Origin of the sequence: Ectopseudomonas alcaliphila (assembly GCF_900101755.1) — a bacterium.
GTDB lineage: Bacteria > Pseudomonadota > Gammaproteobacteria > Pseudomonadales > Pseudomonadaceae > Aquipseudomonas > Aquipseudomonas alcaliphila.
On record NZ_FNAE01000009.1, the window covers coordinates 87,091 to 110,101 of the forward strand.

At 62.7% G+C, this 23,011-nt stretch carries 25 protein-coding genes; 13 read left to right on the forward strand and 12 right to left on the reverse strand.

Annotated elements, in window-relative coordinates; translation table 11 throughout:
- Positions 1–10: 10 nt before the first annotated feature.
- The 11 genes from BLR77_RS25745 (at position 11) to fdxA (ending at position 10,207) form a co-directional block, all read left to right on the forward strand.
- A complete protein-coding gene (locus tag BLR77_RS25745; protein ID WP_238380607.1) occupies positions 11–811 on the forward strand; it encodes an ATP-binding protein in 801 nt (266 codons plus the stop codon).
- Positions 808–2,187: a DHHA1 domain-containing protein gene (locus BLR77_RS25750; protein ID WP_074681741.1), complete on the forward strand. Its 1,380-nt coding sequence runs from the start codon at positions 808–810 to the stop codon at positions 2,185–2,187. The genes BLR77_RS25745 and BLR77_RS25750 overlap by 4 nt, the downstream gene beginning before the upstream one ends.
- Positions 2,174–2,494 carry a hypothetical protein gene (locus BLR77_RS21775; RefSeq protein WP_074681743.1) on the forward strand — a complete coding sequence of 107 codons (321 nt, stop codon included), beginning with the start codon at positions 2,174–2,176 and terminating at the stop codon, positions 2,492–2,494. Before BLR77_RS25750 ends, BLR77_RS21775 begins: the two co-directional genes overlap by 14 nt.
- On the forward strand, positions 2,491–3,075 hold the full coding sequence (locus BLR77_RS21780; RefSeq protein WP_074681745.1) for an HD domain-containing protein: 585 nt from the start codon (positions 2,491–2,493) through the stop codon (positions 3,073–3,075). The genes BLR77_RS21775 and BLR77_RS21780 overlap by 4 nt, the downstream gene beginning before the upstream one ends.
- Positions 3,072–3,650: a hypothetical protein gene (locus tag BLR77_RS21785; RefSeq protein ID WP_074681747.1), complete on the forward strand. Its 579-nt coding sequence runs from the start codon at positions 3,072–3,074 to the stop codon at positions 3,648–3,650. The genes BLR77_RS21780 and BLR77_RS21785 overlap by 4 nt, the downstream gene beginning before the upstream one ends.
- A complete protein-coding gene (locus BLR77_RS21790) occupies positions 3,647–5,479 on the forward strand; it encodes a DNA cytosine methyltransferase (protein WP_074681749.1) in 1,833 nt (610 codons plus the stop codon). The genes BLR77_RS21785 and BLR77_RS21790 overlap by 4 nt, the downstream gene beginning before the upstream one ends.
- Positions 5,476–5,712 carry a Lar family restriction alleviation protein gene (locus tag BLR77_RS25295; RefSeq protein WP_074681751.1) on the forward strand — a complete coding sequence of 79 codons (237 nt, stop codon included), beginning with the start codon at positions 5,476–5,478 and terminating at the stop codon, positions 5,710–5,712. Before BLR77_RS21790 ends, BLR77_RS25295 begins: the two co-directional genes overlap by 4 nt.
- A complete protein-coding gene (locus BLR77_RS21800) occupies positions 5,709–5,906 on the forward strand; it encodes an excisionase (RefSeq protein ID WP_074681753.1) in 198 nt (65 codons plus the stop codon). The genes BLR77_RS25295 and BLR77_RS21800 overlap by 4 nt, the downstream gene beginning before the upstream one ends.
- Positions 5,873–7,114 (forward strand): site-specific integrase, encoded by a 1,242-nt coding sequence (locus BLR77_RS21805; RefSeq protein ID WP_074681755.1) that lies wholly within the window; start codon positions 5,873–5,875, stop codon positions 7,112–7,114. Before BLR77_RS21800 ends, BLR77_RS21805 begins: the two co-directional genes overlap by 34 nt.
- A 50-nt stretch (positions 7,115–7,164) precedes the next feature.
- On the forward strand, positions 7,165–9,744 hold the full coding sequence (mutS, locus tag BLR77_RS21810; protein ID WP_074681757.1) for a DNA mismatch repair protein MutS: 2,580 nt from the start codon (positions 7,165–7,167) through the stop codon (positions 9,742–9,744).
- 139 nt (positions 9,745–9,883) lie between these two features.
- Complete coding sequence (fdxA, locus tag BLR77_RS21815; RefSeq protein ID WP_013716392.1) at positions 9,884–10,207, forward strand: ferredoxin FdxA; 324 nt, start codon at positions 9,884–9,886, stop codon at positions 10,205–10,207.
- Positions 10,208–10,680: 473 nt separating this feature from the next.
- Here fdxA and rpoS read toward each other — a convergent pair whose 3' ends face one another.
- From rpoS to BLR77_RS21860, 9 genes are all read right to left on the reverse strand, one after another.
- The gene (rpoS, locus tag BLR77_RS21820) at positions 10,681–11,688 is read right to left on the reverse strand and encodes an RNA polymerase sigma factor RpoS (protein WP_074681759.1); all 1,008 of its coding nucleotides are present in this window, start codon (positions 11,686–11,688) and stop codon (positions 10,681–10,683) included.
- A gap of 101 nt (positions 11,689–11,789) precedes the next feature.
- The gene (locus BLR77_RS21825; protein ID WP_083366109.1) at positions 11,790–12,668 is read right to left on the reverse strand and encodes a peptidoglycan DD-metalloendopeptidase family protein; all 879 of its coding nucleotides are present in this window, start codon (positions 12,666–12,668) and stop codon (positions 11,790–11,792) included.
- A 48-nt stretch (positions 12,669–12,716) separates the two neighbouring features.
- A complete protein-coding gene (locus tag BLR77_RS21830; RefSeq protein WP_074681761.1) occupies positions 12,717–13,655 on the reverse strand; it encodes a polyprenyl-phosphate transporter in 939 nt (312 codons plus the stop codon).
- A gap of 25 nt (positions 13,656–13,680) precedes the next feature.
- On the reverse strand, positions 13,681–14,355 hold the full coding sequence (locus BLR77_RS21835; RefSeq protein WP_074681763.1) for a protein-L-isoaspartate(D-aspartate) O-methyltransferase: 675 nt from the start codon (positions 14,353–14,355) through the stop codon (positions 13,681–13,683).
- Positions 14,355–15,104, reverse strand: a complete 750-nt coding sequence (surE, locus tag BLR77_RS21840) for a 5'/3'-nucleotidase SurE (RefSeq protein ID WP_074681765.1) — start codon at positions 15,102–15,104, stop codon at positions 14,355–14,357. The genes BLR77_RS21835 and surE overlap by 1 nt, the downstream gene beginning before the upstream one ends.
- Complete coding sequence (gene truD / locus BLR77_RS21845) at positions 15,092–16,150, reverse strand: tRNA pseudouridine(13) synthase TruD (protein WP_074681767.1); 1,059 nt, start codon at positions 16,148–16,150, stop codon at positions 15,092–15,094. Before truD ends, surE begins: the two co-directional genes overlap by 13 nt.
- Positions 16,147–16,620 (reverse strand): 2-C-methyl-D-erythritol 2,4-cyclodiphosphate synthase, encoded by a 474-nt coding sequence (ispF, locus tag BLR77_RS21850; RefSeq protein WP_074681769.1) that lies wholly within the window; start codon positions 16,618–16,620, stop codon positions 16,147–16,149. Before ispF ends, truD begins: the two co-directional genes overlap by 4 nt.
- Before the next feature lie 99 nt (positions 16,621–16,719).
- The gene (gene fghA, locus BLR77_RS21855) at positions 16,720–17,568 is read right to left on the reverse strand and encodes an S-formylglutathione hydrolase (protein ID WP_074681771.1); all 849 of its coding nucleotides are present in this window, start codon (positions 17,566–17,568) and stop codon (positions 16,720–16,722) included.
- Between the two features lie 81 nt (positions 17,569–17,649).
- A complete protein-coding gene (locus BLR77_RS21860; protein ID WP_074681773.1) occupies positions 17,650–18,762 on the reverse strand; it encodes an S-(hydroxymethyl)glutathione dehydrogenase/class III alcohol dehydrogenase in 1,113 nt (370 codons plus the stop codon).
- 187 nt (positions 18,763–18,949) lie between these two features.
- On the opposite strand from BLR77_RS21860, the gene BLR77_RS21865 reads away from it, so the two are divergent.
- Both BLR77_RS21865 and BLR77_RS21870 read left to right on the forward strand, forming a co-directional pair.
- Positions 18,950–19,864 carry a LysR substrate-binding domain-containing protein gene (locus BLR77_RS21865; RefSeq protein ID WP_074681775.1) on the forward strand — a complete coding sequence of 305 codons (915 nt, stop codon included), beginning with the start codon at positions 18,950–18,952 and terminating at the stop codon, positions 19,862–19,864.
- Positions 19,865–19,953: 89 nt separating this feature from the next.
- Complete coding sequence (locus BLR77_RS21870; RefSeq protein ID WP_074681777.1) at positions 19,954–20,268, forward strand: HPF/RaiA family ribosome-associated protein; 315 nt, start codon at positions 19,954–19,956, stop codon at positions 20,266–20,268.
- Positions 20,269–20,271: 3 nt separating this feature from the next.
- On the opposite strand, the gene ispD is transcribed toward BLR77_RS21870, so the two are convergent.
- The 3 genes from ispD to eno form a co-directional block, all read right to left on the reverse strand.
- Positions 20,272–20,979, reverse strand: a complete 708-nt coding sequence (gene ispD / locus BLR77_RS21875; protein ID WP_074681779.1) for a 2-C-methyl-D-erythritol 4-phosphate cytidylyltransferase — start codon at positions 20,977–20,979, stop codon at positions 20,272–20,274.
- Positions 20,976–21,254, reverse strand: a complete 279-nt coding sequence (locus BLR77_RS21880) for a septum formation initiator family protein (protein ID WP_074681781.1) — start codon at positions 21,252–21,254, stop codon at positions 20,976–20,978. The genes ispD and BLR77_RS21880 overlap by 4 nt, the downstream gene beginning before the upstream one ends.
- A 421-nt stretch (positions 21,255–21,675) precedes the next feature.
- Positions 21,676–22,965, reverse strand: coding sequence for a phosphopyruvate hydratase (eno, locus tag BLR77_RS21885; RefSeq protein WP_074681783.1), 1,290 nt, complete (start codon positions 22,963–22,965; stop codon positions 21,676–21,678).
- Positions 22,966–23,011 lie beyond the last annotated feature (46 nt).

Below are 23,011 nucleotides of genomic sequence, written 5' to 3' on the forward strand. Positions count from 1 at the left end.
GACACAACACATGACCATTTCCCTGATCACCGCCGGCGTCATCGCCGCGCTGGCAATCATCGCCCTGCTCGGCCTGGCCGCCTGGGCTCGCATCAGCGCGGAAACCGCCCGCACCAATGGCTATGACCAAGGCTACGGCGACGCCAAGAAAGCAGCCGCCGACTACACCACCAGCCTCGAAGGCCAGCTCGCCAACGCCGTAGGCCGCCTGGCAAAGGCCAACCGTGAGCATGACCAGCAGCTGCAGGACGCCGACCGCCGTATCGCCATCTACGCCGGCCGCAGCTACACCCGCGACGAACTGGCCGCCATTCTCCGCGCAGCCAAGCACCTCAAGGTCGCCGCCCGCACCTACGACCAGCTGAAAATGGCCCAGGTGCTCGACCTGAGCGACCAGGCGCAGCGCCACCTCACCGTATGCGGCGAACTGGAGCAGATCGCCCAGCGCATCGAGGATCAACTCGAAGGCAACGCCCCGGCCGCACTTCCAAACAGCCAGTCCCAGGCGGAAGTCGCCCTGCTCGAAGCGGCAGCCTTCGCCGCTGGCGTACCCAACGGCAAAAGCTGGCTCGTCTACGGCCCCGAAGGCTGCGGCAAAACCACGAACGCCCGGGCCATCGCCGACGCCCTTGGCCTGACGGAGATCGTTGACGACTGGCAACCAGGCGACCCCGCGCCGATCACCAAGGCACTGGTGCTGACCAACCACCTCGGCCCCGACCACCCGCCCTTCTACCGCCGCGTGCTGAGCTACGACCAAGCTATGTCGCTGGTTGCAGCCTCCAAGGCCAAGCAGGGAGCTGCAGCATGAAAACCCTTTGCATCTACCACGCCAATTGCGCCGATGGCTTCGGCGCCGCCTGGGTCGTTCGCCAAGCGCTCGGTGCCGATAACGTCGAGTTCCACGCAGGCCACTACGGTATGCCTGCACCGGACGTCGAAGGCCGCGACGTGATCATCGTGGACTTCTCCTACCCCTATGAACTGCTGTTGCTACTCGGCCATCAGGCCCGCTCGATCCTGATCATCGACCACCACAAGACGGCAGCCGAAGCGCTGGCCCAACTGCCGCAGGCCCCGTCCTGCTTCGCAGAGTGGGCGCCCTCTACCCAGCGCGTCGGCACCGTGTTCGATATGAATCGCAGCGGCGCCGGCCTCACCTGGGACTACTTCAACCCAGCCGAGCCACGCCCAGCCCTGATCAACCACATCGAGGATCGCGACCTCTGGCGCTTCAAGCTGGAAGGCACGCGAGAAGTCATGGCTAGCGTCTTCAGCTACCCGCATGACTTCGACGTGTGGGACGCCATCATGGAAATATCCACCCATCAGCACTGGGTCGCCGGCAAAGCCATCGACCGCAAGCATCACAAAGACCTGGCCGAGCTGATCGGCAGCAACACCCGGCTCACCAACATTTCCGGCTACAGCGTACCGACCATCAACCTGCCACCCACCATGGCTAGCGATGCCGGGCACCTGATGAGCGAAGGCCAACCCTTCGCCGCTATCTACTGGGACACCGACGAGCACCGCAAGTATTCCTTGCGCAGCCGGCCGGAAGGCCTCGACGTTTCCGAAATCGCCAAGCAGTTCGGCGGCGGTGGCCACCGCGGCGCCGCAGGCTTCACCGTGCCGTTCGATCATGAACTGGTGACAGGCCATGTGCAGGCGACGCTGGAGAGCACCAGCGGCCAGGACATCGTGCTCAACCCTGAAGCGCAGAGCATTTTGGCGCAGTGCATTTCGGCACACGGCTATGTCGTCGCAGCCTTGACTAACGGCCGGCCAGACCTGGCGCTGGCGGAAGCTCGCCTATGGGTTGAGTCCTTCACCGAGGCTGCCCGGCAACTGACCGCAGCGCCGCTTCCAATGCCAGTAACTCGCGATGAACTGGGGCACTGGACTCACCCAGCCTGGCCACAAGACGGTGACGAGGACGCCATCCCGAAAGCTTGGTTTGCCAACAACGGCCTTGAACCTTTCATTGTCGAGTTCGAGAACGACGCGCCCGAAACCCTGAGCGATGCCTACTTCGAACAGGGCAACCCCGACTGCAGCGCATGGCAACCCAGCACACCACCAGGTGAAGGCTGGTTCGTCTTCTCCATCCACTACACCGAAGACGGCCCCGTCTGCGTTTGGGTGCGCCCAGTTCAGGAGGGCACCACTCATGCCTCAGTCTGAAATCTGCCTGCGCCAGAAGCGCGCAATGCCCCTGCAGAACATCATCGCCACCAGCGGCAAATCCTTCGTCTGCGTTGGCTACAACCACCCCGATGACCGCACCGTGGCGGGCGACCGTTTCTGCCACTGCTGGAAGAACAGCCACGTCGACGAGCACGGGCATTGGGATCGCCGCGACATCACCGACACCCTGTCGGTGATGGCAGCCGCCCTCAGCATCGACGAGAACATCCGCGTCGCTGAGGGCATGACCGACGATGAAATGAATGAAGCGGATCTGACCGCTGAAGAGGAGCCGCAGCCATGACCTGGATTCTCACCAACCAAGGCATTCGCTTCGAACTGCTCGCACCGACTGCCGAAATGATCCACCCGGCAGACATTGCTCACAGCCTGGCCCATGTGTGCCGCTTCAATGGCCATACCGGCACGCACTACTCGGTGGCGCAGCACTGCTACCTCGCCTCTGAGCTGGTCGCCCCGGAGCACCAGCTGGCCGCCCTACTCCACGACGCGCCAGAAGCCTACATCGGCGACATGGTGAGCCCACTCAAGCAAGCACTGCGCTGGATGGGTGGAACACTCGAAGCCCGGGGCGGCCGCGACGTTTATGGCGAAGCAGAACATCGTGTCTGGCTTGCCATCTGCGACCGCTTCGACCTTGATCCAGAGCTGCCACGTGAGATCCACGATGTGGACATGTACATGCTGGCCGTCGAGCGCCGTGACCTGATGCCAGCGCACCCTGATGCATGGGAGTGCATCCAGGGCATCGAACTGCCTGCTTGGCGCATCAAACCCTGGAGCGCAGCAGAAGCCCGAGACCGCTACTTCCAGCGCCTGCTTTCGCTGCTGAGCACCACCCACCGCGCGAGGGCTACAGCATGAGCACGGTTCACGACCCTATGAAGGCGCCGATCAGCCTGCACGGCCTCGGCTTCATTCAGGTACAGCTGCAGGGCGGCCAGCGCCTGCACGTTTGGCACCCAGACCTGCCGCGCCGCAGTTGCTTCGAGCACTCGGCTATTCACAGCCACCGCTTTAGCTTTGATTCGCGGGTGCTTGTGGGCCTGCAGATCAACATCAACTACCGCGCAACCAACGCCGAAGACGGAGAGGCTACACACCGCCTCTACCTGCACGAAGGCGCACGCAGCCCCAACGGCGGCCGCCCGTGGGTGCCCAATGCGCCGGTGATCATGACGCCGATGCAACGCTGGGAGATTCCTGCGGGCGTGTCCTACCACATCGACGCTTACGACTTTCATCGCACCGAGCCAGGTGGCGATGGTCGCGTCGCCACCCTGATGACGAAGTACTCCGAAGGCAGGGCAGGCGCAATGAGCAGTTGCGCTATCGGCATCGACCCCGACACCGACTTCGACCGTTTCCAGCTCAGCCCGGCCGAGCTGTGGGCTTATGTGATCGACGTCCTGGGCAGCAACGGAGGCGCCCAACCATGACCGCAACCACCTACCGCATCCACCCACAACCCAGCTTCAACTTCGGCGGCCTGGTCATCGACAACTTCGCTGGCGGCGGCGGCGCATCCACCGGCATCGAAATGGCCCTCGGCCGGCCGGTCGATATCGCCATCAACCACGACCCCGAAGCCATCGCCATGCACGAGATCAACCACCCGCACACCAAGCACTACTGCGAGAGCGTGTGGGAGGTCGACCCGCGCGAGATCACTGGCGGGCGCCCCGTCGACCTCTGCTGGTTCAGCCCGGATTGCAAACACTTCAGCAAGGCCAAGGGCGGCAAGCCGGTCAAGAAAGAGATTCGCGGCCTCGCCTGGGTGGCCATCCGCTACGCCGCCACCGTGCGACCGCGCGTCATCATGCTGGAGAACGTCGAGGAGTTCGTTACTTGGGGGCCGCTTGCCGAGGGTCGCCCATGCCCGAAGAACAAGGGCCGCACCTTCAACAGCTTCGTCAACGCCCTGCGCCGCCACGGCTACCAGGTGGAATGGCGCGAACTGCGCGCCAACCAGTTCGGCGCCGCCACCATCCGCAAGCGCCTGTTCCTGATCGCACGTTGCGACGGCCTGCCCATCGTCTGGCCCGAGCCGACACACCTGCCGGCCGGCAGCCCCGAGGTCAAAGCCAAACAGGCCAAGCCCCAGCGACTGGCGGCGGACATCATCGACTGGTCGCTCCCATGCCCGTCGATCTTCCTCACCCCCGAGGAAGGCAAAGCGCTCAAGGTACGCCGCCCGCTGGCCGAGAACACCCTGCGCCGCATCGCACGCGGCATCCAGCGCTACGTGATCGACAACGCCGACCCGTTCCTGGTCAAAGTCAACCACGGCTATGACTACTTCCGGGGCCAGCCGCTGAACGAGCCCATGCAGACCATCACCAGCAAGCTCGGTACCGGCGTGGTTGTGCCGACCCTGGCGCCGCTGATGGTCGTCAACACCACCGGGCACCCCGGGGCCGCAGTAGACGACCCGCTGCGCACCGTAACCACTGGCGGGCACCATGCCCTAATCGCCCCCACCTTGGCACCGTTCATCGCCAACACTCGCAATGGCGAGCGCGCCGGCCAACACCCGCGCGTCGCCAGCACCGAGCAACCACTATGGACGGTGACCGCACAGGGCTCGCAACAAGCGATCATAGCTCCGGTGCTCACCAAGTTCCGCACCAACGACAGCGGCACATCGGTGCTGGAGCCGGTCCCCACCATCACCGCCAACAGCTACATCAAGAAGCCAGGCGGCGCAGCACCGATCGGCGTGGTGGCAGCCTTCCTGGCCAAGCACTACGGCGGCAACTACAAAGGCCCAGGCTCGGCGATGACCGACCCAGCGCCCACCGTCACAACCCGCGACCACAACGCCCTGGTCACCAGCCACATGATCAAGCTGCGCGGCACCAGCCGTGACGGCCAACCCGTGGCCGAGCCGCTGCACACCGTCACCGCATCCGGCAACCACCTGGGCGAAGTGCGCGCCTTCCTGCTCAAGTACTACGAGCACGGTACCGGCCAATCACTGGCCGACCCACTGCACACCATCACGACCAAGGATCGCCTCGGCCTGGTGATGGTCAAGGGCGAGCCGTACCAGATCGTCGATATCGGCATGCGCATGCTCGAGCCACACGAGCTCTACGCCGCCCAGGGCTTCCCAGCCGACTACATCCACAACCGCACCCTCACCAACCCCAAGCTGCCGAAGGACGCCCAGGTGCGGATGTGCGGCAACAGCGTCTGCCCACCCGTCGCCGCCGCCCTCGTGCGCGCCAACCTGGTGGGCATGCAGCGGAGCGAGGTGGCGGCATGACCAACAGTCATCTACCCCAGCAACTGGCGCTGCTCAGCGTCTCCGGCTTGTTGCCCTGCCCGTTCTGCGGCATGGCCAAGCTCGCTCGCGTAACCCGAACGCCACCGGAAGGCGAGCCGGAACCGATCTGCATCCAGTGCGAAACCTGCGGCGCCACCGGCCCGACCGCAACCACACACGACCACCTGAGCGCCCTATGGGACGTTCGAGCAAGCACAGAGAGGCCGGCATGAGCACACCACGCTGGGTCCTGATCCCCAAAGCTGCCGAAATGTTCGGCTACAGCGTCAACGCCATCGAGCACAAAGTTAAAAGCGGCATGTGGGCGCAAGGCCGCATGTGGCGCAAAGCGCGCGACGGGCGAATTTTCATCAACATTGAGGAGGTAGATAAGTGGGTCGAGCAGTCACCCCAGGAAGCGGCGTAGAGGCCGAGCTGGCGAAGCACACCGGGGTCGAGATCCACGGCAACAGCATCCGCATCGTATTCATGTGGAAGCGCCGCCGCTGCCGCGAAACCCTGGGCCTACCGGTCACCAAAGCCAATATCAAGCACGCCGCCCAGCTCCGGGCGGCGGTGCTTCATGCCATCAAGACCGGCACCTTCGACTATGCCCAGCATTTCCCCGAGTCCCGCCAAGCCGGCAACTACAGCACCAACCGCGACGAGCGCTTGCACTTGCTGCTGGCCCGTTACAAGCCGCTCAAGGCCGTAGACATCACCGAGGAAACAGAACGCCGCTATGGCCTGGCACTCGACATCTGCATCGAGCTGCTGGGCAAGGACCGGCTTGCCAGCGTGCTGATGCCCGAGGACATCCAAAACCTACGCGTGACGCTGATCACCACGCGCACCACGTCCACGGTGAATCACTACCTGGCCGTCCTCGCCGGCTTCCTCGGCTGGTGCGAGGCAAACGGCTACTGCCGGCCGGGCCTGGCGAATGCTTGCACCCGCTTCGAGATGACTGATCGTGACCCGGACCCATTCACCAAGGCCGAGCTGGCCGAGCTGCTGAACAAAGGGTGCCTACACCCTATGGACCGCGCAGCCGTGACCCTGGCCGTATACACCGGCCTGCGCCCCGGCGAACTCGGCGCGCTGGCCAGGGAGGACATCGACCTGGCGAAAGGGCAGATCCACGTAAACCGCGCCATCACGAGCAAAGGCACGTTCAAGCTGCCCAAGACCGGCAAGCGCCGCACCGTGCTGTTGTTCCCGCCCGCCCTCGAAGCCTGCCGCGAGCTGCTGGCCATTGATCACGGCATCGAGCCGCAGACCATCGACGTAAAGCTGAACCGGCACGAAGCCAAGCAGGAAACTGTTACCCCACTGATGTCGCCCGTCGTCCAGGCACGCAAGAAGCACGTCAACCCTTGGTTCATCCCGTCGTCGTGGAACAGCAAGTGGGCGAACATCCAGCGCCGCGCGAAGACCCGCCCGCGCCCGCCGTATCAAACTCGGCACACCTACGCCTGCTGGTGCCTAGTCGCCCGTGGTAACCTCGCGTTCATCGCCAAGCAGATGGGGCACAAGGACTTCACCATGCTGGTTCAGGTGTACGCCAAATGGATGGACGACGAGTCCCCTAACGAGCTGCAACACATCTGGTCAGGCATGCAAAGCACCAGTTGATTTGCCCCAATCCTGCCCCACAAAAATTAGCGCTTAACTCTAAGTTACTGATGAATAAAGCAATTTCCGATTTGTCACAGCACACCCCGATGATGCAGCAGTACTGGAAGCTGAAGAACCAGCACCCGGATCAGTTGATGTTCTATCGCATGGGTGACTTCTACGAAATTTTCTACGAAGACGCGAAGAAGGCAGCCAAGCTGCTGGATATCACCCTGACCGCACGCGGCCAGTCGGCCGGCCAATCGATCCCCATGTGCGGCATTCCTTTCCATTCGCTCGAAGGCTACCTGGCCAAGCTGGTCAAGCTCGGCGAGTCGGTGGTGATCTGCGAACAGATCGGCGACCCAGCCACCAGCAAAGGCCCGGTGGAGCGCCAGGTGGTGCGCATCATCACCCCCGGCACCATCAGCGACGAAGCCCTGCTCGATGAACACCGCGACAACCTGCTGGCCGCCGTGCTCGGTGACGAACGCCTGTTCGGCCTCGCCGTGCTGGACATCACCAGCGGCCGTTTCAGCGTGCAGGAGATCAAGGGCTGGGAAAACCTGCTGGCCGAACTGGAGCGCCTGAGCCCCGCCGAGCTGCTGATCCCGGACGACTGGCCGCAGGGCCTACCCGCCGAGAAGCGCAAAGGCTCACGCCGCCGCGCACCCTGGGATTTCGACCGCGACAGCGCCTTCAAGAGTCTGTGCCAGCAATTCAGCACCCAGGATCTGAAAGGCTTCGGCTGCGAGAACCTGACCCTGGCCATCGGCGCCGCCGGCTGCCTGCTCACCTATGCCAAGGAAACCCAGCGCACCGCCCTGCCCCACCTGCGTAGCCTGCGTCACGAGCGCCTGGATGATACGGTGATCCTCGATGGTGCCAGCCGCCGCAACCTGGAGCTGGACATCAACCTCTCAGGCGGCCGCGACAACACCCTGCAATCGGTGATGGATCGCTGCCAGACCGCCATGGCTAGCCGCCTGCTGGGCCGCTGGCTGAACCGCCCGCTGCGTGATCGCGCGGTGCTCGAGGCACGCCAGGACGCCATCACCCGCCTGCTCGATGGCTATCGCTTTGAATCGCTGCAGCCACAGCTCAAGGAAATCGGCGATCTGGAGCGCATCCTCGCCCGCATTGGTCTGCGCAATGCCCGCCCGCGTGACCTCGCTCGCCTGCGCGACGCCCTGGCCGCGCTGCCCGAACTGCAGCAGGCGATGACCACCCTGGACACCCCACACCTGCAACAACTGGCCAGCAGCATCGCCACCTACCCGGAGCTGGCCGACCTGCTGGCCCGCGCCATCATCGACAACCCGCCAGCGGTGATCCGCGACGGCGGCGTGCTGAAGACCGGCTACGACGCCGAGCTGGACGAGCTGCAGGCGATGAGCGAGAACGCCGGCCAGTTCCTCATGGATCTGGAAGCGCGGGAGAAGGAACGTACCGGCCTGGCCAACCTCAAGGTCGGCTACAACCGAGTGCACGGCTACTTCATCGAACTGCCGACCAAGCAGGCCGAATCCGCACCTGCCGACTACATCCGCCGGCAGACGCTCAAGGGCGCCGAGCGCTTCATCACCCCGGAACTGAAGGAATTCGAAGACAAGGCGTTGTCGGCCAAGAGCCGCGCCCTGGCCCGCGAAAAGATGCTCTACGACGAGCTGCTTGAGCGCCTGATTGGCCATCTGGCGCCACTGCAGGACAGTGCCGCAGCCCTCGCCGAACTGGACGTACTGAGCAACCTTGCAGAACGCGCGCTGAATCTCGACCTGAATCGCCCGCGCTTCGTCGACGAGCCGTGCATGCGCATCGACCAGGGCCGTCACCCGGTGGTCGAGCAGGTGCTGACCACGCCTTTCGTGGCCAATGATCTGGATCTGGACGACAACCGGCGCATGCTGATCATCACCGGGCCGAACATGGGTGGTAAATCCACCTACATGCGCCAGACCGCACTGATCGTGCTGCTGGCCCATATCGGCAGCTTCGTCCCGGCTGCGGCTTGCGAACTGTCGCTGGTCGACCGCATCTTCACCCGTATCGGCTCCAGCGATGACCTGGCCGGCGGCCGCTCCACCTTCATGGTGGAGATGAGCGAAACCGCCAATATCCTGCACAACGCCAGCGAGCGCAGCCTGGTGCTGATGGATGAAGTCGGACGTGGCACCAGCACCTTCGACGGCCTGTCGCTGGCCTGGTCGGCCGCCGAACACCTGGCCCGCCTGCGCGCCTTCACCCTGTTCGCCACCCACTATTTCGAGCTGACCGTGCTGCCGGAAAGCGAGCCGGTGGTAGCCAACGTGCACCTCTCGGCCACCGAGCACAACGAGCGCATCGTCTTCCTCCACCACGTTCAGCCAGGCCCCGCGAGCCAGAGCTACGGCCTGGCCGTGGCGCAGCTGGCTGGCGTGCCGGGCACGGTAATCAGCCGCGCGCGCGAGCACCTGGCGCGCCTGGAAGCCACCAGCCTGCCTCACGACCTGCCACGCCAGGAACCCGGCCAAGCGCAAACGCCGATGCAGAGCGATCTGTTCGCCAGCGCGCCGCACCCACTGCTGGAGCAATTGACCAAGATCAATCCGGATGATCTGACTCCGCGTAAGGCGCTGGAGCTGTTATATACATGGAAGACGCAGATCTAACGCTCAATACAACAAACTGCTAGAATCGCGCGCAATTTTACGACCGCCCGGTTTACAGCCTGAGCCGCGGCCACAGACAGAGCGCCTGGCAGCCCTTCACAGAAAGGGCCCAGGCCGCCGCCCGAGGAGAGAATCAGACATGACCTTCGTCGTCACCGACAACTGCATCAAGTGCAAATACACCGACTGCGTGGAGGTCTGCCCGGTCGACTGCTTCTACGAAGGCCCGAACTTCCTGGTCATTCACCCGGACGAGTGCATCGACTGTGCCCTGTGCGAGCCGGAGTGCCCCGCGCAAGCGATTTTCTCGGAAGACGAGGTACCGGAGGATCAGCAGGAGTTCATCGAGCTGAACGCCGACCTGGCCGAAGTGTGGCCGAACATCACCGAGAAGAAAGATGCACTGCCGGACGCCGAAGAGTGGGATGGCGTGAAGGACAAGCTGCAGCACCTGGAGCGCTGAGTTCGCTCAGAAACACGAAGACCCGCCAAGTGCGGGTCTTTTACTTTCAGGGCCCGGGCCGTGAACAGCATCGCGGTCCATTAACAGCGCCAAGCAAGGTTGCCGTCAGGAATGGCGAGCAAAAAAAGGGGCGGCTTGCGCCGCCCACTTTTATTCCCTAATCCCTTTGTTTCCCAACTCATCATCCTGATGAATCGCTTCTTGCGATGTTCCTGATCATCATCCTGATGATCTGTGCTTGTCCCTGAGCACGGGTGTGATATTAGCCGTTCCAGGCAGCCGCACAACCCGACCAAAACTCATCCAGCCTGTTCAGGAAATCTCTAAAACCATTAAAAAACAATGAGTTATAAATAAAGCCGGTAAAAAAACAGGCTTTTTAGCACAAATACTGACAGCACCTGTAAGCGATGACTTACATCGGTGCGCATAAAAAACCCGGCCGGAGCCGGGTTCGTGATCGTAGCGAAACCTCACTGGAACAAGGCGTCGCTGGACAAGCCGTTCTTCTCCAGGATTTCCCGCAGACGCTTGAGCGCCTCGACCTGAATCTGCCGCACCCGCTCACGAGTCAGGCCGATCTCCTGGCCCACTTCCTCCAGGGTACAGCTTTCATGGCCACGCAGACCGAAGCGGCGCACAACGACTTCCCGTTGTTTGTCGGTCAGGTCGGAAAGCCACTGATCGATGCTCTGTGACAGATCGTCGTCCTGCAACAGCTCACAGGGATCGGTCGGGCGATCATCGGTCAGGGTGTCGAGCAGCGTCTTGTCCGAGTCCGGACCGAGCGAGACGTCCACCGAGGACACTCGTTCGTTGAGGCCGAGCATGCGCTTGACCTCGCCCACTGGTTTTTCCAGCAGGTTGGCAATTTCTTCCGCGGAAGGCTCGTGGTCGAGCTTCTGGGTCAGTTCACGAGCCGCACGCAGGTATACGTTGAGCTCCTTGACCACATGAATCGGCAAACGGATGGTTCGCGTCTGGTTCATGATGGCGCGTTCGATGGTCTGGCGGATCCACCAGGTTGCATAAGTCGAGAAACGGAACCCCCGCTCCGGATCGAACTTTTCCACAGCGCGAATCAAGCCGAGGTTGCCCTCCTCGATCAGATCGAGCAGAGAGAGACCACGATTGACGTAACGCCGAGCGATCTTCACGACCAGGCGCAGGTTGCTCTCGATCATGCGCTTTCGCCCGGCAGGATCGCCCTTCTGCGCCAGGCGCGCGAAGTGCACTTCCTCTTCGGGAGTGAGCAAGGGAGAGAAACCGATTTCGTTGAGGTAAAGCTGAGTGGCGTCTAGCGCCCGGGTGTAGTCGATGTATTTATGTTGCTTGGAAGGGGTGGCGTTCTTGGTCTTGGTACGTGCGACCGGTGCTTCCACCTCATCGCCCTGAACCTCGCCGAAAACGATGCCTGGCTCCATGAGGAGTAGCTCATCGTCGACGTCAAACTCCGGCGCTTCTTTTTTGATGAGAGCCATTGTTGTTGTCCCTAGCTGAGTTCGACAACAGACTCTGGCGGTACCGTCCTGGCCACACCTGAGCCCGTCCCTCCTACGTGATGGAACGGGTCAGCGACGGATCAACGACGTGGCAGATATTGCAGCGGATCGACAGGTTTACCTTGGCGGCGAATCTCGAAGTGCAGCTTCACCCGGTCGGCCCCTGTGGACCCCATTTCGGCAATACTTTGCCCGGCTTTGACCTGCTGCCCCTCCCGTACCAACAACCTGCGGTTATGACCGTAAGCACTTACGTAGGTATCACTGTGTTTGATGATGATCAACTCGCCGTAGCCCCGCAAACCACTCCCGGCGTACACAACTGAACCATCAGACGCAGCTAAAACAGGCTGGCCTAATTGCCCTGCGATATCAATGCCTTTATTCAAACTACCGTTTGAGGAAAAACGACTGATTACAGTGCCCTCGGTTGGCCAGGACCAGCCACTGGCAGAGCGACTCACCGGGGTTACTGGCGTAGTCGCTGGCGTGTTGGCTACAGGCGGCCGGGCGGGCTGCGTTGCAGGCGGTGCAGTCACGGCAACCGGCGGGCGGCTCGGCACTGGCTGGGTGACAGCGGGCGAGGTGGCTGGAGGCGGTGTCGAAGCGACCGGCTGACTGCTGCCTAACGGGCGGTTGTCGAAACGGATCGTCTGACCCACGCGGATCAGATAGGGATCGCGCAGGCCGTTATGGGCAGCCAGTGCCTTCCAATCCCAGCCGAAACGAAAGGCAATGGAATAAAGAGTATCGCCGCGCTGCACCACGTAGTGGCCGTTGCGCACGGGCTGACGCTGCACCACCGGAGCCCGCCCCTGGTTCTGCCCCCGGTCGACCACCTGCACGCCACCGGGAGGCGAACTGACGCAACCGGCCAACGCCGAGGCGGCAAGCAAGGCGAGCGGCAGGCGAAAGACTGCGACTGCGCGGACTAGCACGTGAAGGACGGTGCAACTCACCCAACTGCTCCCTGAAGGATTCCGAGTACGGCGCCTATTGTGCCGTATTTATTCGGTGCGGCCAGTATCGACCGCCTGACGACCAGCCAGCCATTCCAGGCCCAGCACCAAGGCGATACCGCCGATTGCCAATACCACGGCCAGCAAGAGCTGTGGGTCCTGACCACTGATTTCCGCAAAATGCCCCGGCAGCAGATTGTTTTGCAGCAGCGGCACCTGCTCACCTTTGCTGTCGACGCGCCAACTCAGGGTCTCCTTCCAGGGCCAGACCTTGTTCAGCGAACCCAGCATCAGGCCGACCAGAAACGCCAGACTGAGGTCACGCCAACGCGCCAGCAGCCAGCTGAGCAGGCGAGCGAAACTGAGGATACCAACCAGGCAGCCGCTGGCGAACACCGCCATGACCTGCAGATCGAGATCCTTCACCGCCCCCAGCACCACCGAGTAGAGCCCGAGCAGAAGCAGGATGAAGCTGCCCGAGATACCCGGCAGGATCATCGCGCAGATGGCGATGGCGCCGGCCAGGAACAGGGTTGGCAGATCACTGCCCCACTGCATTGGGGCGGCAACGGTGATCCAGTAGGCGAAAGCCAGGCCGAGCAGAAAACACACCGCCCTGCTCCAGTTCCAGCGAGTGATCTCTCGCCCCACCAGATAGGTAGACACCAGAATCAGACCAAAAAAGAACGACCACACCGGAATCGGATGATGCTGCAGCAAATAGGTGATCAGGCGTGCAAGCGTAAGAATGCTGGTCAGGATGCCGCACAACAGCACCAGCAGGAAGGTCGCGTTGGCCATCTGCCAGGCGTCCTTGATACGGCCACGCAGCAGCAACAGAAGCGCTTCGGGAATGCTGGCGATGGAGCGCAGCAGTTCGTCGTAGATACCGCTGATAAACGCGATGGTGCCGCCAGAAACGCCTGGCACCACATCGGCAGCGCCCATGGCCATGCCCTTGGCATAGAGCAGGAAATGTTTCTTCATGGATCCTTCCAGAGCAATAGAGCGGTCAGGCCAGCGGCCCGTTGAGTAGCGGCACGAAGCGCACCGCATCGAGCACGTGACGGGAAAAACCACCCTCTTCACGCATGATCAGCAGCAGTTGCTGCACGTCGCCGCTGCCGACCGGGATGACCAGACGTCCGCCTGGGGCTAGTTGATCGAGCAAGGCCTGCGGCACTTGCGCGGCGGCGGCGGTGACGATGATGCCGTTGTACGGACCGAGCGCGTTCCAGCCTTCCCAACCATCACCCCAGCGAAAGACCACGTTGCGCAGCTTGAGTTCGGCCAAACGCTCCTTGGCGCGATCCTGCAGCACCTGAATACGCTCGACCGAAAACACTCGCTCGACCAATTGCGCCAGCACGGCGGTCTGGTAACCAGAACCGGTACCGATCTCCAGCACCTTGTCCAGCGGGCCAGCGGCCAACAGCAACTCAGTCATGCGCCCAACCATATAAGGCTGGGAAATGGTCTGGTTATGGCCGATGGGCAGCGCGGTATCTTCATAGGCGCGGTGCGCCAGGGCCTCGTCGACGAACAGATGGCGCGGCGTACGGCGGATCACTTCCAGTACCCGCGCGTTGGACAGCCCCTCCTCATAGAGACGCTGGATCAATCGTTCGCGGGTGCGCTGCGAGGTCATGCCGATCCCGCTGCGCTGCATCTCGTCCTGTCCACGCATCAGAAGATGCCCTCCAGCCAGCCATCCATAGTTTCGAGGGCTTCATTGAACGTGCGATCGAGCCGTAGCGGCGTGATCGATACATAACCTTGCATCACCGCATGGAAATCGGTGCCCGGGCTGCCGTCCTCGACATCACCGGCGGCAGCGATCCAGTAACCTTCCTTGCCGCGCGGGTTGACCACCTTGACCGGCGCCGCCGCGCGCGCGCGATGACCGAGACGGGTCAGTTGCACGCCTCGGATATGTTCCAGCGGCAGGTTCGGCACGTTGACGTTGAGCACAGTGCGCGGCGGCAGTTCGAGTCGCTCGTGCGCCTCCACCAGCTTGCGGGCGAAATAGGCCGCAGTCGGCAGATTGTCGGGCAGGCGCGAGAGCAACGAAAAGGCGAACGCCGGCTTGCTCAGGAAGCGCCCTTCCAGGGCAGCAGCGACGGTGCCGGAATAGAGCACGTCATCACCCAGGTTAGCGCCCAGGTTGATGCCGGAGACGACCATATCCGGCGTCTGCTCGAGCAGACCGTTGAGCCCCAGGTGCACGCAATCGGTCGGTGTGCCATTGAGGCTGATGTAGCCATTGGCCAAGGCCATGGGATGCAGCGGACGGTCGAGCGTCAGCGCACTGCTGGCACCACTCCTGTCTTCGGCAGGCGCGATCACCACGCAATCGGCATAGTCGGCCAGCGCTTGGTGCAACGCAGCGATACCGGGCGCGCTCACCCCGTCGTCGTTGGAAATCAGAATTCGCATGGGGTATCCGTCTGCCCTGCTGGCACCAGATCGAGCAATTCGCGCACCACCACGGTGGCGAAACACCCGGCCGGCAGGACGAATGCAAGTTGCAGAATATCGGGTTCGGGATAATGCCATGACAGGCCGCCGATGGGGAGGCGCAGAATTCGCCGTTCGTGCGCCATGTCCGCCTTGATCAGCCATTGCACCAGTTGCGCAGCCTCATCGGCCACACTTTGCTCCAGCTGCTGCGCAGCGCCGCCGGTCGGCAGAGTGCCATCACCCCACAGCGGGCCGGTTGGATGCAGATCGAGAATGGCCAGGCGCGGGTCAACGCACTCGGCCTCGCCGGCCATGAAGAAACTGCGGCTGGTGGTAAAGGCCAGCAGGTCACCGATCTGCGCCTGGTTCCAGGTGCCGGTAGCCACGCGCTTGGCCAACACTTGATTGAACAGATAGCTGCGTGCCGAAGAGAGCAGTCGCGAGCGCAGATTGCGCTGCACCGGCAACTCCAGGCGCGCGGCAAAATCGCGGGCCTGCTCGACATTGCCGCCATCGAAACCAAAACGCTGCAAGCCGAAGTAATTGGGCACGCCTTGCTCGGCGATACGTTGCAGACGCTGCTCCAGCGCATCGCGATCCGCCTCCAGGGCAGTCAGGCGCAAGGTGAAACCATTGGCGGCATGGGCGCCACGCTGCAATTTGCGGTTGTGCCGCTGGCTGCGCAGGATGACCAGATCATCGCCCTGCGCGGCCGCCAGATCGGGATCGGCCTTGCCCGGCAGGTGCAGGCTGAACCACTGGCGGGTCAACGCCTGACGATCCTTGAGCCCTGCGTAACTGACCACCTTGAGCGGCAGGCCGGCAGCGCGGGCGATACGACGGGCGGCCTCCTCGGTATTCAAGCCACGCTTTTCCACCCATAGCCACAGGTGCTCGCCCTGGCCCGTAAGCGGGATATCCAGCACCTCGTCGACCTGGAAGTCCTCGGCCGTGGCCTTGAGCACCGCACGCCCACAGGCCTCACCGTGGGCACGCGGCCCGAGCAGTTGCAGCTCGTTCATGCCTTGACCAGCAGGGCCACGGCGTGCACCGCGATACCTTCCTCACGCCCGGTGAAACCCAGCTTCTCGGTGGTGGTGGCCTTGACGTTGACCTGATCCAGCTCGATGCCCAGGTCCTCAGCGATACGCTCGCGCATGCTCTGGATGTGCGGCGCCATCTTCGGCGCCTGGGCGATGATGGTGGCGTCGACATTGCCCACCGCGTAGCCCTTGCCCCGCACCAGCCCCATCACATGACGCAGCAGAACTCGGCTGTCGGCGCCCTTGAAGGTCGGATCGGTATCGGGGAAGTGCTTGCCGATATCGCCCAGCGCCACCGCACCAAGCAAGGCATCGCTCAGGGCGTGCAGCAGCACGTCACCGTCGGAATGAGCGACAAGACCGAATTTATGGGGAATCTGCACGCCGCCGAGGGTGATGAAATCGCCTTCGCCGAAGCGGTGTACGTCATAGCCATGACCGATACGCATAAAGAACAACGCCCTGAAAAAGTCAGGGCGTGATTCTAACCGCATTGCCCCGTAGCCCGGATGAAATCCGGGAAATTCGCACCCCGGATTTCATCCGGGCTACGCCTGGTGCAGAGCGGCTGCGTGGTGACGCAGATGGTCGTCGATAAAGCTGGCGATGAAGTAATAGCTGTGGTCATAGCCTGGCTGCATGCGCAGTGTCAGCGGATGACCGGCGGCCTTGGCGGCAGCCTGCAGAGCCTGTGGCTTGAGCTGGCCTTCGAGGAAATCGTCACGATCGCCCTGATCGACCAGGATCGGCAGTTGCTCGCTGGCCTCGGCGATAAGCACGCTGGCATCCCATTCGCGCCAGCGCGAACGCTCCTCGCCCAGGTACAGGGAAAAGGCCTTCTCGCCCCAAGGGCAGTTCATCGGGTTGCCGATCGGTGAGAACGCCGACACCGACTGATAACGCCCCGGATTCTTCAGCGCGCAGATCAGCGCACCATGGCCCCCCATCGAATGACCGGCGATGCCGCGCTTGTCCGAGACGGGGAAGTTGGCCTCGATCAACGTCGGCAACTCCTGCACCACGTAATCGTACATGCGGTAGTGCCGCGCGAAGGGCTCCTGGGTGGCATTGAGGTAGAAGCCAGCTCCCAGGCCGAAGTCGTAGGCGCCGTTGGCGTCATCGGCCACGCCTTCGCCACGCGGACTGGTATCCGGCGCGACGATGATCAACCCCAGTTCAGCAGCCATGCGCTGGGCGCCGGCTTTCTGCATGAAGTTCTCGTCCGTGCAGGTCAGGCCGCTGAGCCAATACAGCACTGGCAGCTTGGCACCCTGCTCTGCCTGCGGCGGCAGGTAGACGGCGAACACCATGTCGCAGTTGAGGCTGCTGGAGCGATGGCGATAGCGCTTGTGCCAGCCACCGAAGCTCTTGTTGCTGGAAACGATTTCGAGGGTCATGGACATCTCCGTAGGGTGCGCCGTGCGCACCACTGTGATCCTGGTGCGCATGGCGCACCCTACAGTCAGGTCACTCTGAACTCAGAAATGAATGACGGTACGAATGCTCTTGCCTTCGTGCATCAGCTCGAACGCTTCGTTGATCTGATCCAGCGGCAGGTTGTGGGTGATGAAGGTGTCCAGCGGGATTTCACCACTCTGCGACTTCTCGACGTAGCTGGGCAGCTCGGTACGCCCCTTGACGCCACCAAAGGCGCTGCCGCGCCAGACGCGGCCGGTCACAAGCTGGAATGGTCGGGTGCTGATCTCGGCACCAGCCGGTGCGACGCCGATGATGGTCGACTCGCCCCAACCCTTGTGGCAGCACTCCAGCGCGGCGCGCATCAGCTGCACGTTGCCGATGCACTCGAAGCTGTAGTCGACGCCACCGTCGGTCATCTCGACGATGACCTCCTGAATCGGCTTGCTGTGCTCCTTCGGGTTGACGAAGTCGGTGATGCCCAGCTCACGTGCCACCGCCTCCTTGGCCGGATTGATGTCGATGCCGATGATGCGCGAAGCCTTGGCCATCTTGGCGCCGATGATGGCCGCCAGGCCGATACCGCCCAGGCCGAAGATGGCCACGGTGGAGCCCTCGGTGACCTTGGCGGTATTGAGTACGGCGCCGATACCGGTGGTCACGCCGCAGCCGAGCAGGCAGACCTTCTCCAGCGGCGCCTCCTTGGGGATCTTGGCTAGGGAGACTTCCGGCAGCACGGTGTACTCGGAGAAGGTCGAGCAGCCCATGTAGTGGTAGACCGGCTCGCCGTTGTAGGAGAAGCGGCTGGTGCCGTCAGGCATCACACCCTTGCCCTGAGTGGCACGCACCGAGCTGCACAGGTTGGTCTTGTTGGATTTGCAGAATTTGCACTCGCCGCATTCGGCGGTGTACAGCGGAATCACATGATCGCCGACCGCCAGCGAGGTGACGCCCTCGCCCACCGCCTCGACGATACCGCCACCTTCATGACCGAGAATGCAGGGGAACACGCCCTCGCTGTCCTGGCCGGACAGGGTGTAGGCATCGGTGTGGCAAACGCCGGTCGCGACGATACGCACCAGCACTTCGCCGGCCTGAGGCGGCGCCACATCGACCTCGACGATTTGCAGGGGTTCGTTCGGGGCGAAGGCGACGGCGGCACGAGACTTGATCATGGCAGTTCTCTCAGAGGGAGCGTGGACAATGGTCGGCAGTCTAGTTCATGCCCCAAACGAGATAATCAGCAGAGGAGCAAAACATTATTGCTGTACAGGGATAATATTGAACCTACTTACATCGCCCGCAAGCGGGCTCCTACAGGCGCAGCCGGATGCAACCGGGAGCACAGGAGAAGAAGCATCGATGAATCGCTGGGAAGGACTCGACGAATTCGTCGCCGTCGCCGAATGTGGGCAGTTCAGTGCCGCCGCCGAGCGCCTGGGATTGTCCACTTCGCAGGTCAGCCGCCAGGTCGCACGCCTAGAAGAACGCCTGCAGAGCCGCCTGTTCTATCGCAGCACCAGGCGAGTGGCGCTGACCGAAGCCGGGCAGTTGTTCCTGCAACACTGTCAGCGCTTGCAGGATGCGCGCGAAGAAGCCCTGCGAGCAGTCGGCGATCTCGGCGCTGAACCCAAGGGACTGTTACGCATGACCTGCGCAGTGGCTTATGGCGAGCGCTTCATCGTGCCGCTGGTCAACGACTTCATGGCGCGGCATCCACAATTGCGCGTGGAGATCGAACTGTCCAACCGCCAGCTCGATATGCTGCACGAAGGCCTGGACCTGGCCATCCGCCTGGGGCGCCTGCAGGACTCGCGCCTGATGGCCGCGCGCCTCGCGCCTCGCGAAATGTATCTGTGCGCTGCTCCCGGCTATCTGCAGCGCTACGGGCGCCCGCACTCATTGTCCGAGCTGGCCCGCCACAATTGCCTGGTGGGTAGCAGCGATCACTGGAGCTTCGTCGACAACGGCAGGGAGACGCAGATGCGCGTACAGGGCAACTGGCGCTGCAACAGCGGCCAGGCGGTACTCGACGCAGCGCTGCACGGCTTCGGCCTGTGTCAGCTACCGGATTACTACGTGCTGGAACATCTGAGCAGCGGCGCGCTTGTGTCTCTGCTGGAACAGCACCGACCGCCTAATACCGCAGTCTGGGCGCTCTATCCGCAGCAACGACACCTCTCGCCGAAGGTGCGCCAGTTGGTTGACCATCTCAAGGCGGGGCTCAGCGAGCGCATCGAGTACCGCCCGCAACAGAATGTCACAGCCAACGGTTGAACCGTGAGGTATCAGCGAGGCCATACTGAGAGCAGGATTCTTTCAGCGGCCCTTGTGCCGCTTCCCCCTGGCAACAGAAGGAAAACCTCATGCAAGTCATGGTCAATAGCGATAACCACATCCACGGTTCTGCCGCCCTGGAAGACCGGGTACGTGGCCGGGTAACCGACAAGCTCAAGCGTTTCGAGGATTACCTGACCCGCATCGAAGTCCATTTCAACGATGAGAATAGCCACAAGAGCGGCAGCCAGGACAAACGCTGCCAGCTGGAGGCGCGCCTGAAAGGCCGTGACCCGGTTTCGGTCAGCCATAACGCCGACCAACTGGAGCAGGCGCTGGAAGGCGCCATCGACAAGCTCGGCACGGTGCTGGAGCGCAACATCGACAAGCAGCGCCCCAACTGACCGTTAGCGCTGCCGATTGCGCTCGGCCCAGGCCTGCTTCAACCAGGCCAGGTCCTCGGGGCGGGTGATCTTGAGATTGTCCGCCCTTCCTTCCACCAGACGCGGCGCCTGCCCGCGCCACTCCAGTGCCGAAGCCTCATCGGTGATTTGCGCGCCCGCCGCCAGTGCGCCACGCAGCGCCTGGCTCAGCGCCGCAAGACGAAACATCTGCGGCGTATAGGCCTGCCAGATCAGGTTGCGGTCGACGGTTTCCGCCACCCGCCCATCCGCGCCAGCACGCTTGAGGGTATCGCGCACCGGCACCGCCAGCAGGCCACCGACCGGATCGTCCGCCAGAACAGCCAGCAAACGGTCCAGGTCTTCACGCGCCAGATTGGGCCGCGCCGCGTCGTGCACCAGCACCCAGTCTTCGGCACCTGCCCCGACAGCCTGTAGCAGATCAAGACCCGCCAGTACCGAGTCGCCACGCTCGCGTCCGCCAGGTGCGCGGCGTACGCGTGGATCACTGGCCATGGCCAACTGCGGCCAGTAAGGATCGTCCACGGCCAGGCACACCACAGCGCCCAAAAGGTCAGGGTGATCGAGAAAACAGTCCAGGGTGTGTTCGACGATGCAGCGCCCGGCGACTTGCAGGTACTGCTTGGGTCGGTCGGCGGCCATTCGCGAACCGACACCAGCGGCCGGAACCACCAGCCAGAATTTACCGCTCATTCGGTCAACAGATAGAGGGTTTCACCCTCTTTGAGCATGCCCAGCTCCTGACGCGCCCGTTCTTCCACGGTTTCCATGCCACGCTTGAGCTCCATCACCTCAGCCTCGAGGATACGGTTGCGCTCCAGCAACCGCTCGTTCTCGCCCTGCTGTTCGGCGATCTGCTGTTGCAGACGGCTGGCAGACGCCAGGCTGCCGTCGCCTATCCACAGTCGATACTGCAGACCGACCAGCAACAGGATCAGCACGATAAACAGCCAATACGGACTACGCATGGAGCGGCTCGCAGATTGAGTCATCGGCATGGTAGGGGCTGCGTTCATGCTTGAAAAGAAGCCGTCTGATGAGTGACATGGGGTTTCGGTACCTGCATCCGTGCATTGGTTCCCAAGGATCGACGAAGCGTCCACGAAAAAGGGCGACTTGCGTCGCCCATTTTCAGACTAGAACGATCTCGCGAGCTAGAGACCTACAAGGCGCAACGACCAACGGGAGTAACAGCCGAAGGCTGGCCCGAAGGGTGAGCGCCAGCGAATCAAACAGGCGAGGAACGGTCGGAGTCGCGCTCGACTTTACTGAAGTAAATGAGCATTACTCGTTTCACTCGCCCTTCGGGCCGTCCTCCGGACGTTCAGTGACAAGTCACTGTCCGAGCCTGTTTTTAACGCAGTAGGGCCGACGCGCAGCAGATCGTGATCAGCCGCGGAACTCGGCACGGCCCTTGTATGGGGCTTTGGCGCCGAGCTGCTCTTCGATACGCAGCAGCTGGTTGTACTTGGAAACGCGGTCGGAGCGGCACAGCGAACCGGTCTTGATCTGACCGGCGGCAGTACCCACGGCCAGGTCGGCGATGGTGCTGTCTTCGGTTTCGCCGCTGCGGTGCGAGATCACTGCGGTGAAACCTGCAGCCTTGGCCATCTGGATGGCTTCCAGCGTCTCGGTCAGCGAGCCGATCTGGTTGAACTTGATCAGGATCGAGTTGCCGATCTGCTCATCGATGCCGCGCTTGAGGATCTTGGTGTTGGTGACGAACAGGTCGTCGCCCACCAGTTGTACCTTGGCGCCGATCTTGTCGGTCAGCACTTTCCAGCTGGCCCAGTCGGACTCGTCCATGCCGTCTTCGATGGAGATGATCGGATAACGCTCGGTCAGACCGGCCAGGTAGTCGGCGAAGCCTTCACCGCTGAATACCTTGCCCTCGCCAGCCAGGTCGTATTGACCGTCCTTGTAGAACTCGCTCGATGCGCAGTCCAGCGCCAGGGTCACGTCGTCGCCCAGCTTGTAGCCGGCGTTGGCAACGGCTTCGGCGATGGCTGCCAGGGCGTCTTCGTTGGAGGCCAGGTTCGGTGCAAAACCACCCTCGTCACCCACAGCGGTGTTCAGGCCACGAGCCTTGAGCACGGCTTTGAGGTGATGGAAGATCTCGGCGCCCATGCGCAGGGCGTCGGCGAAATTCTTGGCGCCGACCGGCTGCACCATGAACTCCTGGATGTCGACGTTGTTGTCGGCGTGCTCGCCGCCGTTGATGATGTTCATCATCGGCACCGGCATGGAGTAGACGCCCGGGGTGCCGTTCAGGTCGGCGATGTGCGCGTACAGCGGCACGCCCTTGGCCTGAGCAGCGGCCTTGGCGGCAGCCAGGGACACGGCGAGGATGGCATTGGCGCCCAGAGTCGCCTTGTTCTCGGTACCGTCGAGTTCGATCATCGCGCGGTCCAGAGCTTTCTGGTCGACGGCGTCTTTGCCGAGCAGCAGGTCACGGATCGGGCCGTTGATATTGGCGACGGCCTTCAGCACGCCCTTGCCCAGGTAACGGCTCTTGTCGCCGTCACGCAGCTCCAGCGCTTCGCGCGAGCCAGTGGAGGCGCCAGACGGAGCGCACGCGCTGCCGACGATACCGCCTTCCAGAATTACATCCGCTTCCACGGTGGGGTTGCCGCGGGAGTCGAGAACCTCACGACCCTTGATGTCGACGATCTTTGCCATTCTTGATAACGCTCCAAAGGTTGACGATAAGACGGCAGCAGCAGGC

What these genes read in the sequence shown, in the direction of transcription:
- BLR77_RS25745 (WP_238380607.1), top strand. Translation starts at nt 11, where the DNA reads ATGACCATTTCCCTGATCACCGCCGGCGTCATCGCCGCGCTGGCAATC.
- BLR77_RS25750 (WP_074681741.1), top strand. Translation starts at nt 808, where the DNA reads ATGAAAACCCTTTGCATCTACCACGCCAATTGCGCCGATGGCTTCGGC.
- BLR77_RS21775 (WP_074681743.1), top strand. Translation starts at nt 2,174, where the DNA reads ATGCCTCAGTCTGAAATCTGCCTGCGCCAGAAGCGCGCAATGCCCCTG.
- BLR77_RS21780 (WP_074681745.1), top strand. Translation starts at nt 2,491, where the DNA reads ATGACCTGGATTCTCACCAACCAAGGCATTCGCTTCGAACTGCTCGCA.
- BLR77_RS21785 (WP_074681747.1), top strand. Translation starts at nt 3,072, where the DNA reads ATGAGCACGGTTCACGACCCTATGAAGGCGCCGATCAGCCTGCACGGC.
- BLR77_RS21790 (WP_074681749.1), top strand. Translation starts at nt 3,647, where the DNA reads ATGACCGCAACCACCTACCGCATCCACCCACAACCCAGCTTCAACTTC.
- BLR77_RS25295 (WP_074681751.1), top strand. Translation starts at nt 5,476, where the DNA reads ATGACCAACAGTCATCTACCCCAGCAACTGGCGCTGCTCAGCGTCTCC.
- BLR77_RS21800 (WP_074681753.1), top strand. Translation starts at nt 5,709, where the DNA reads ATGAGCACACCACGCTGGGTCCTGATCCCCAAAGCTGCCGAAATGTTC.
- mutS (WP_074681757.1), top strand. Translation starts at nt 7,165, where the DNA reads ATGAATAAAGCAATTTCCGATTTGTCACAGCACACCCCGATGATGCAG.
- fdxA (WP_013716392.1), top strand. Translation starts at nt 9,884, where the DNA reads ATGACCTTCGTCGTCACCGACAACTGCATCAAGTGCAAATACACCGAC.
- rpoS (WP_074681759.1), bottom strand. Translation starts at nt 11,688, where the DNA reads ATGGCTCTCATCAAAAAAGAAGCGCCGGAGTTTGACGTCGACGATGAG.
- BLR77_RS21830 (WP_074681761.1), bottom strand. Translation starts at nt 13,655, where the DNA reads ATGAAGAAACATTTCCTGCTCTATGCCAAGGGCATGGCCATGGGCGCT.
- BLR77_RS21835 (WP_074681763.1), bottom strand. Translation starts at nt 14,355, where the DNA reads ATGCGTGGACAGGACGAGATGCAGCGCAGCGGGATCGGCATGACCTCG.
- surE (WP_074681765.1), bottom strand. Translation starts at nt 15,104, where the DNA reads ATGCGAATTCTGATTTCCAACGACGACGGGGTGAGCGCGCCCGGTATC.
- truD (WP_074681767.1), bottom strand. Translation starts at nt 16,150, where the DNA reads ATGAACGAGCTGCAACTGCTCGGGCCGCGTGCCCACGGTGAGGCCTGT.
- ispF (WP_074681769.1), bottom strand. Translation starts at nt 16,620, where the DNA reads ATGCGTATCGGTCATGGCTATGACGTACACCGCTTCGGCGAAGGCGAT.
- fghA (WP_074681771.1), bottom strand. Translation starts at nt 17,568, where the DNA reads ATGACCCTCGAAATCGTTTCCAGCAACAAGAGCTTCGGTGGCTGGCAC.
- BLR77_RS21860 (WP_074681773.1), bottom strand. Translation starts at nt 18,762, where the DNA reads ATGATCAAGTCTCGTGCCGCCGTCGCCTTCGCCCCGAACGAACCCCTG.
- BLR77_RS21865 (WP_074681775.1), top strand. Translation starts at nt 18,950, where the DNA reads ATGAATCGCTGGGAAGGACTCGACGAATTCGTCGCCGTCGCCGAATGT.
- BLR77_RS21870 (WP_074681777.1), top strand. Translation starts at nt 19,954, where the DNA reads ATGCAAGTCATGGTCAATAGCGATAACCACATCCACGGTTCTGCCGCC.
- ispD (WP_074681779.1), bottom strand. Translation starts at nt 20,979, where the DNA reads ATGAGCGGTAAATTCTGGCTGGTGGTTCCGGCCGCTGGTGTCGGTTCG.
- BLR77_RS21880 (WP_074681781.1), bottom strand. Translation starts at nt 21,254, where the DNA reads ATGCGTAGTCCGTATTGGCTGTTTATCGTGCTGATCCTGTTGCTGGTC.
- eno (WP_074681783.1), bottom strand. Translation starts at nt 22,965, where the DNA reads ATGGCAAAGATCGTCGACATCAAGGGTCGTGAGGTTCTCGACTCCCGC.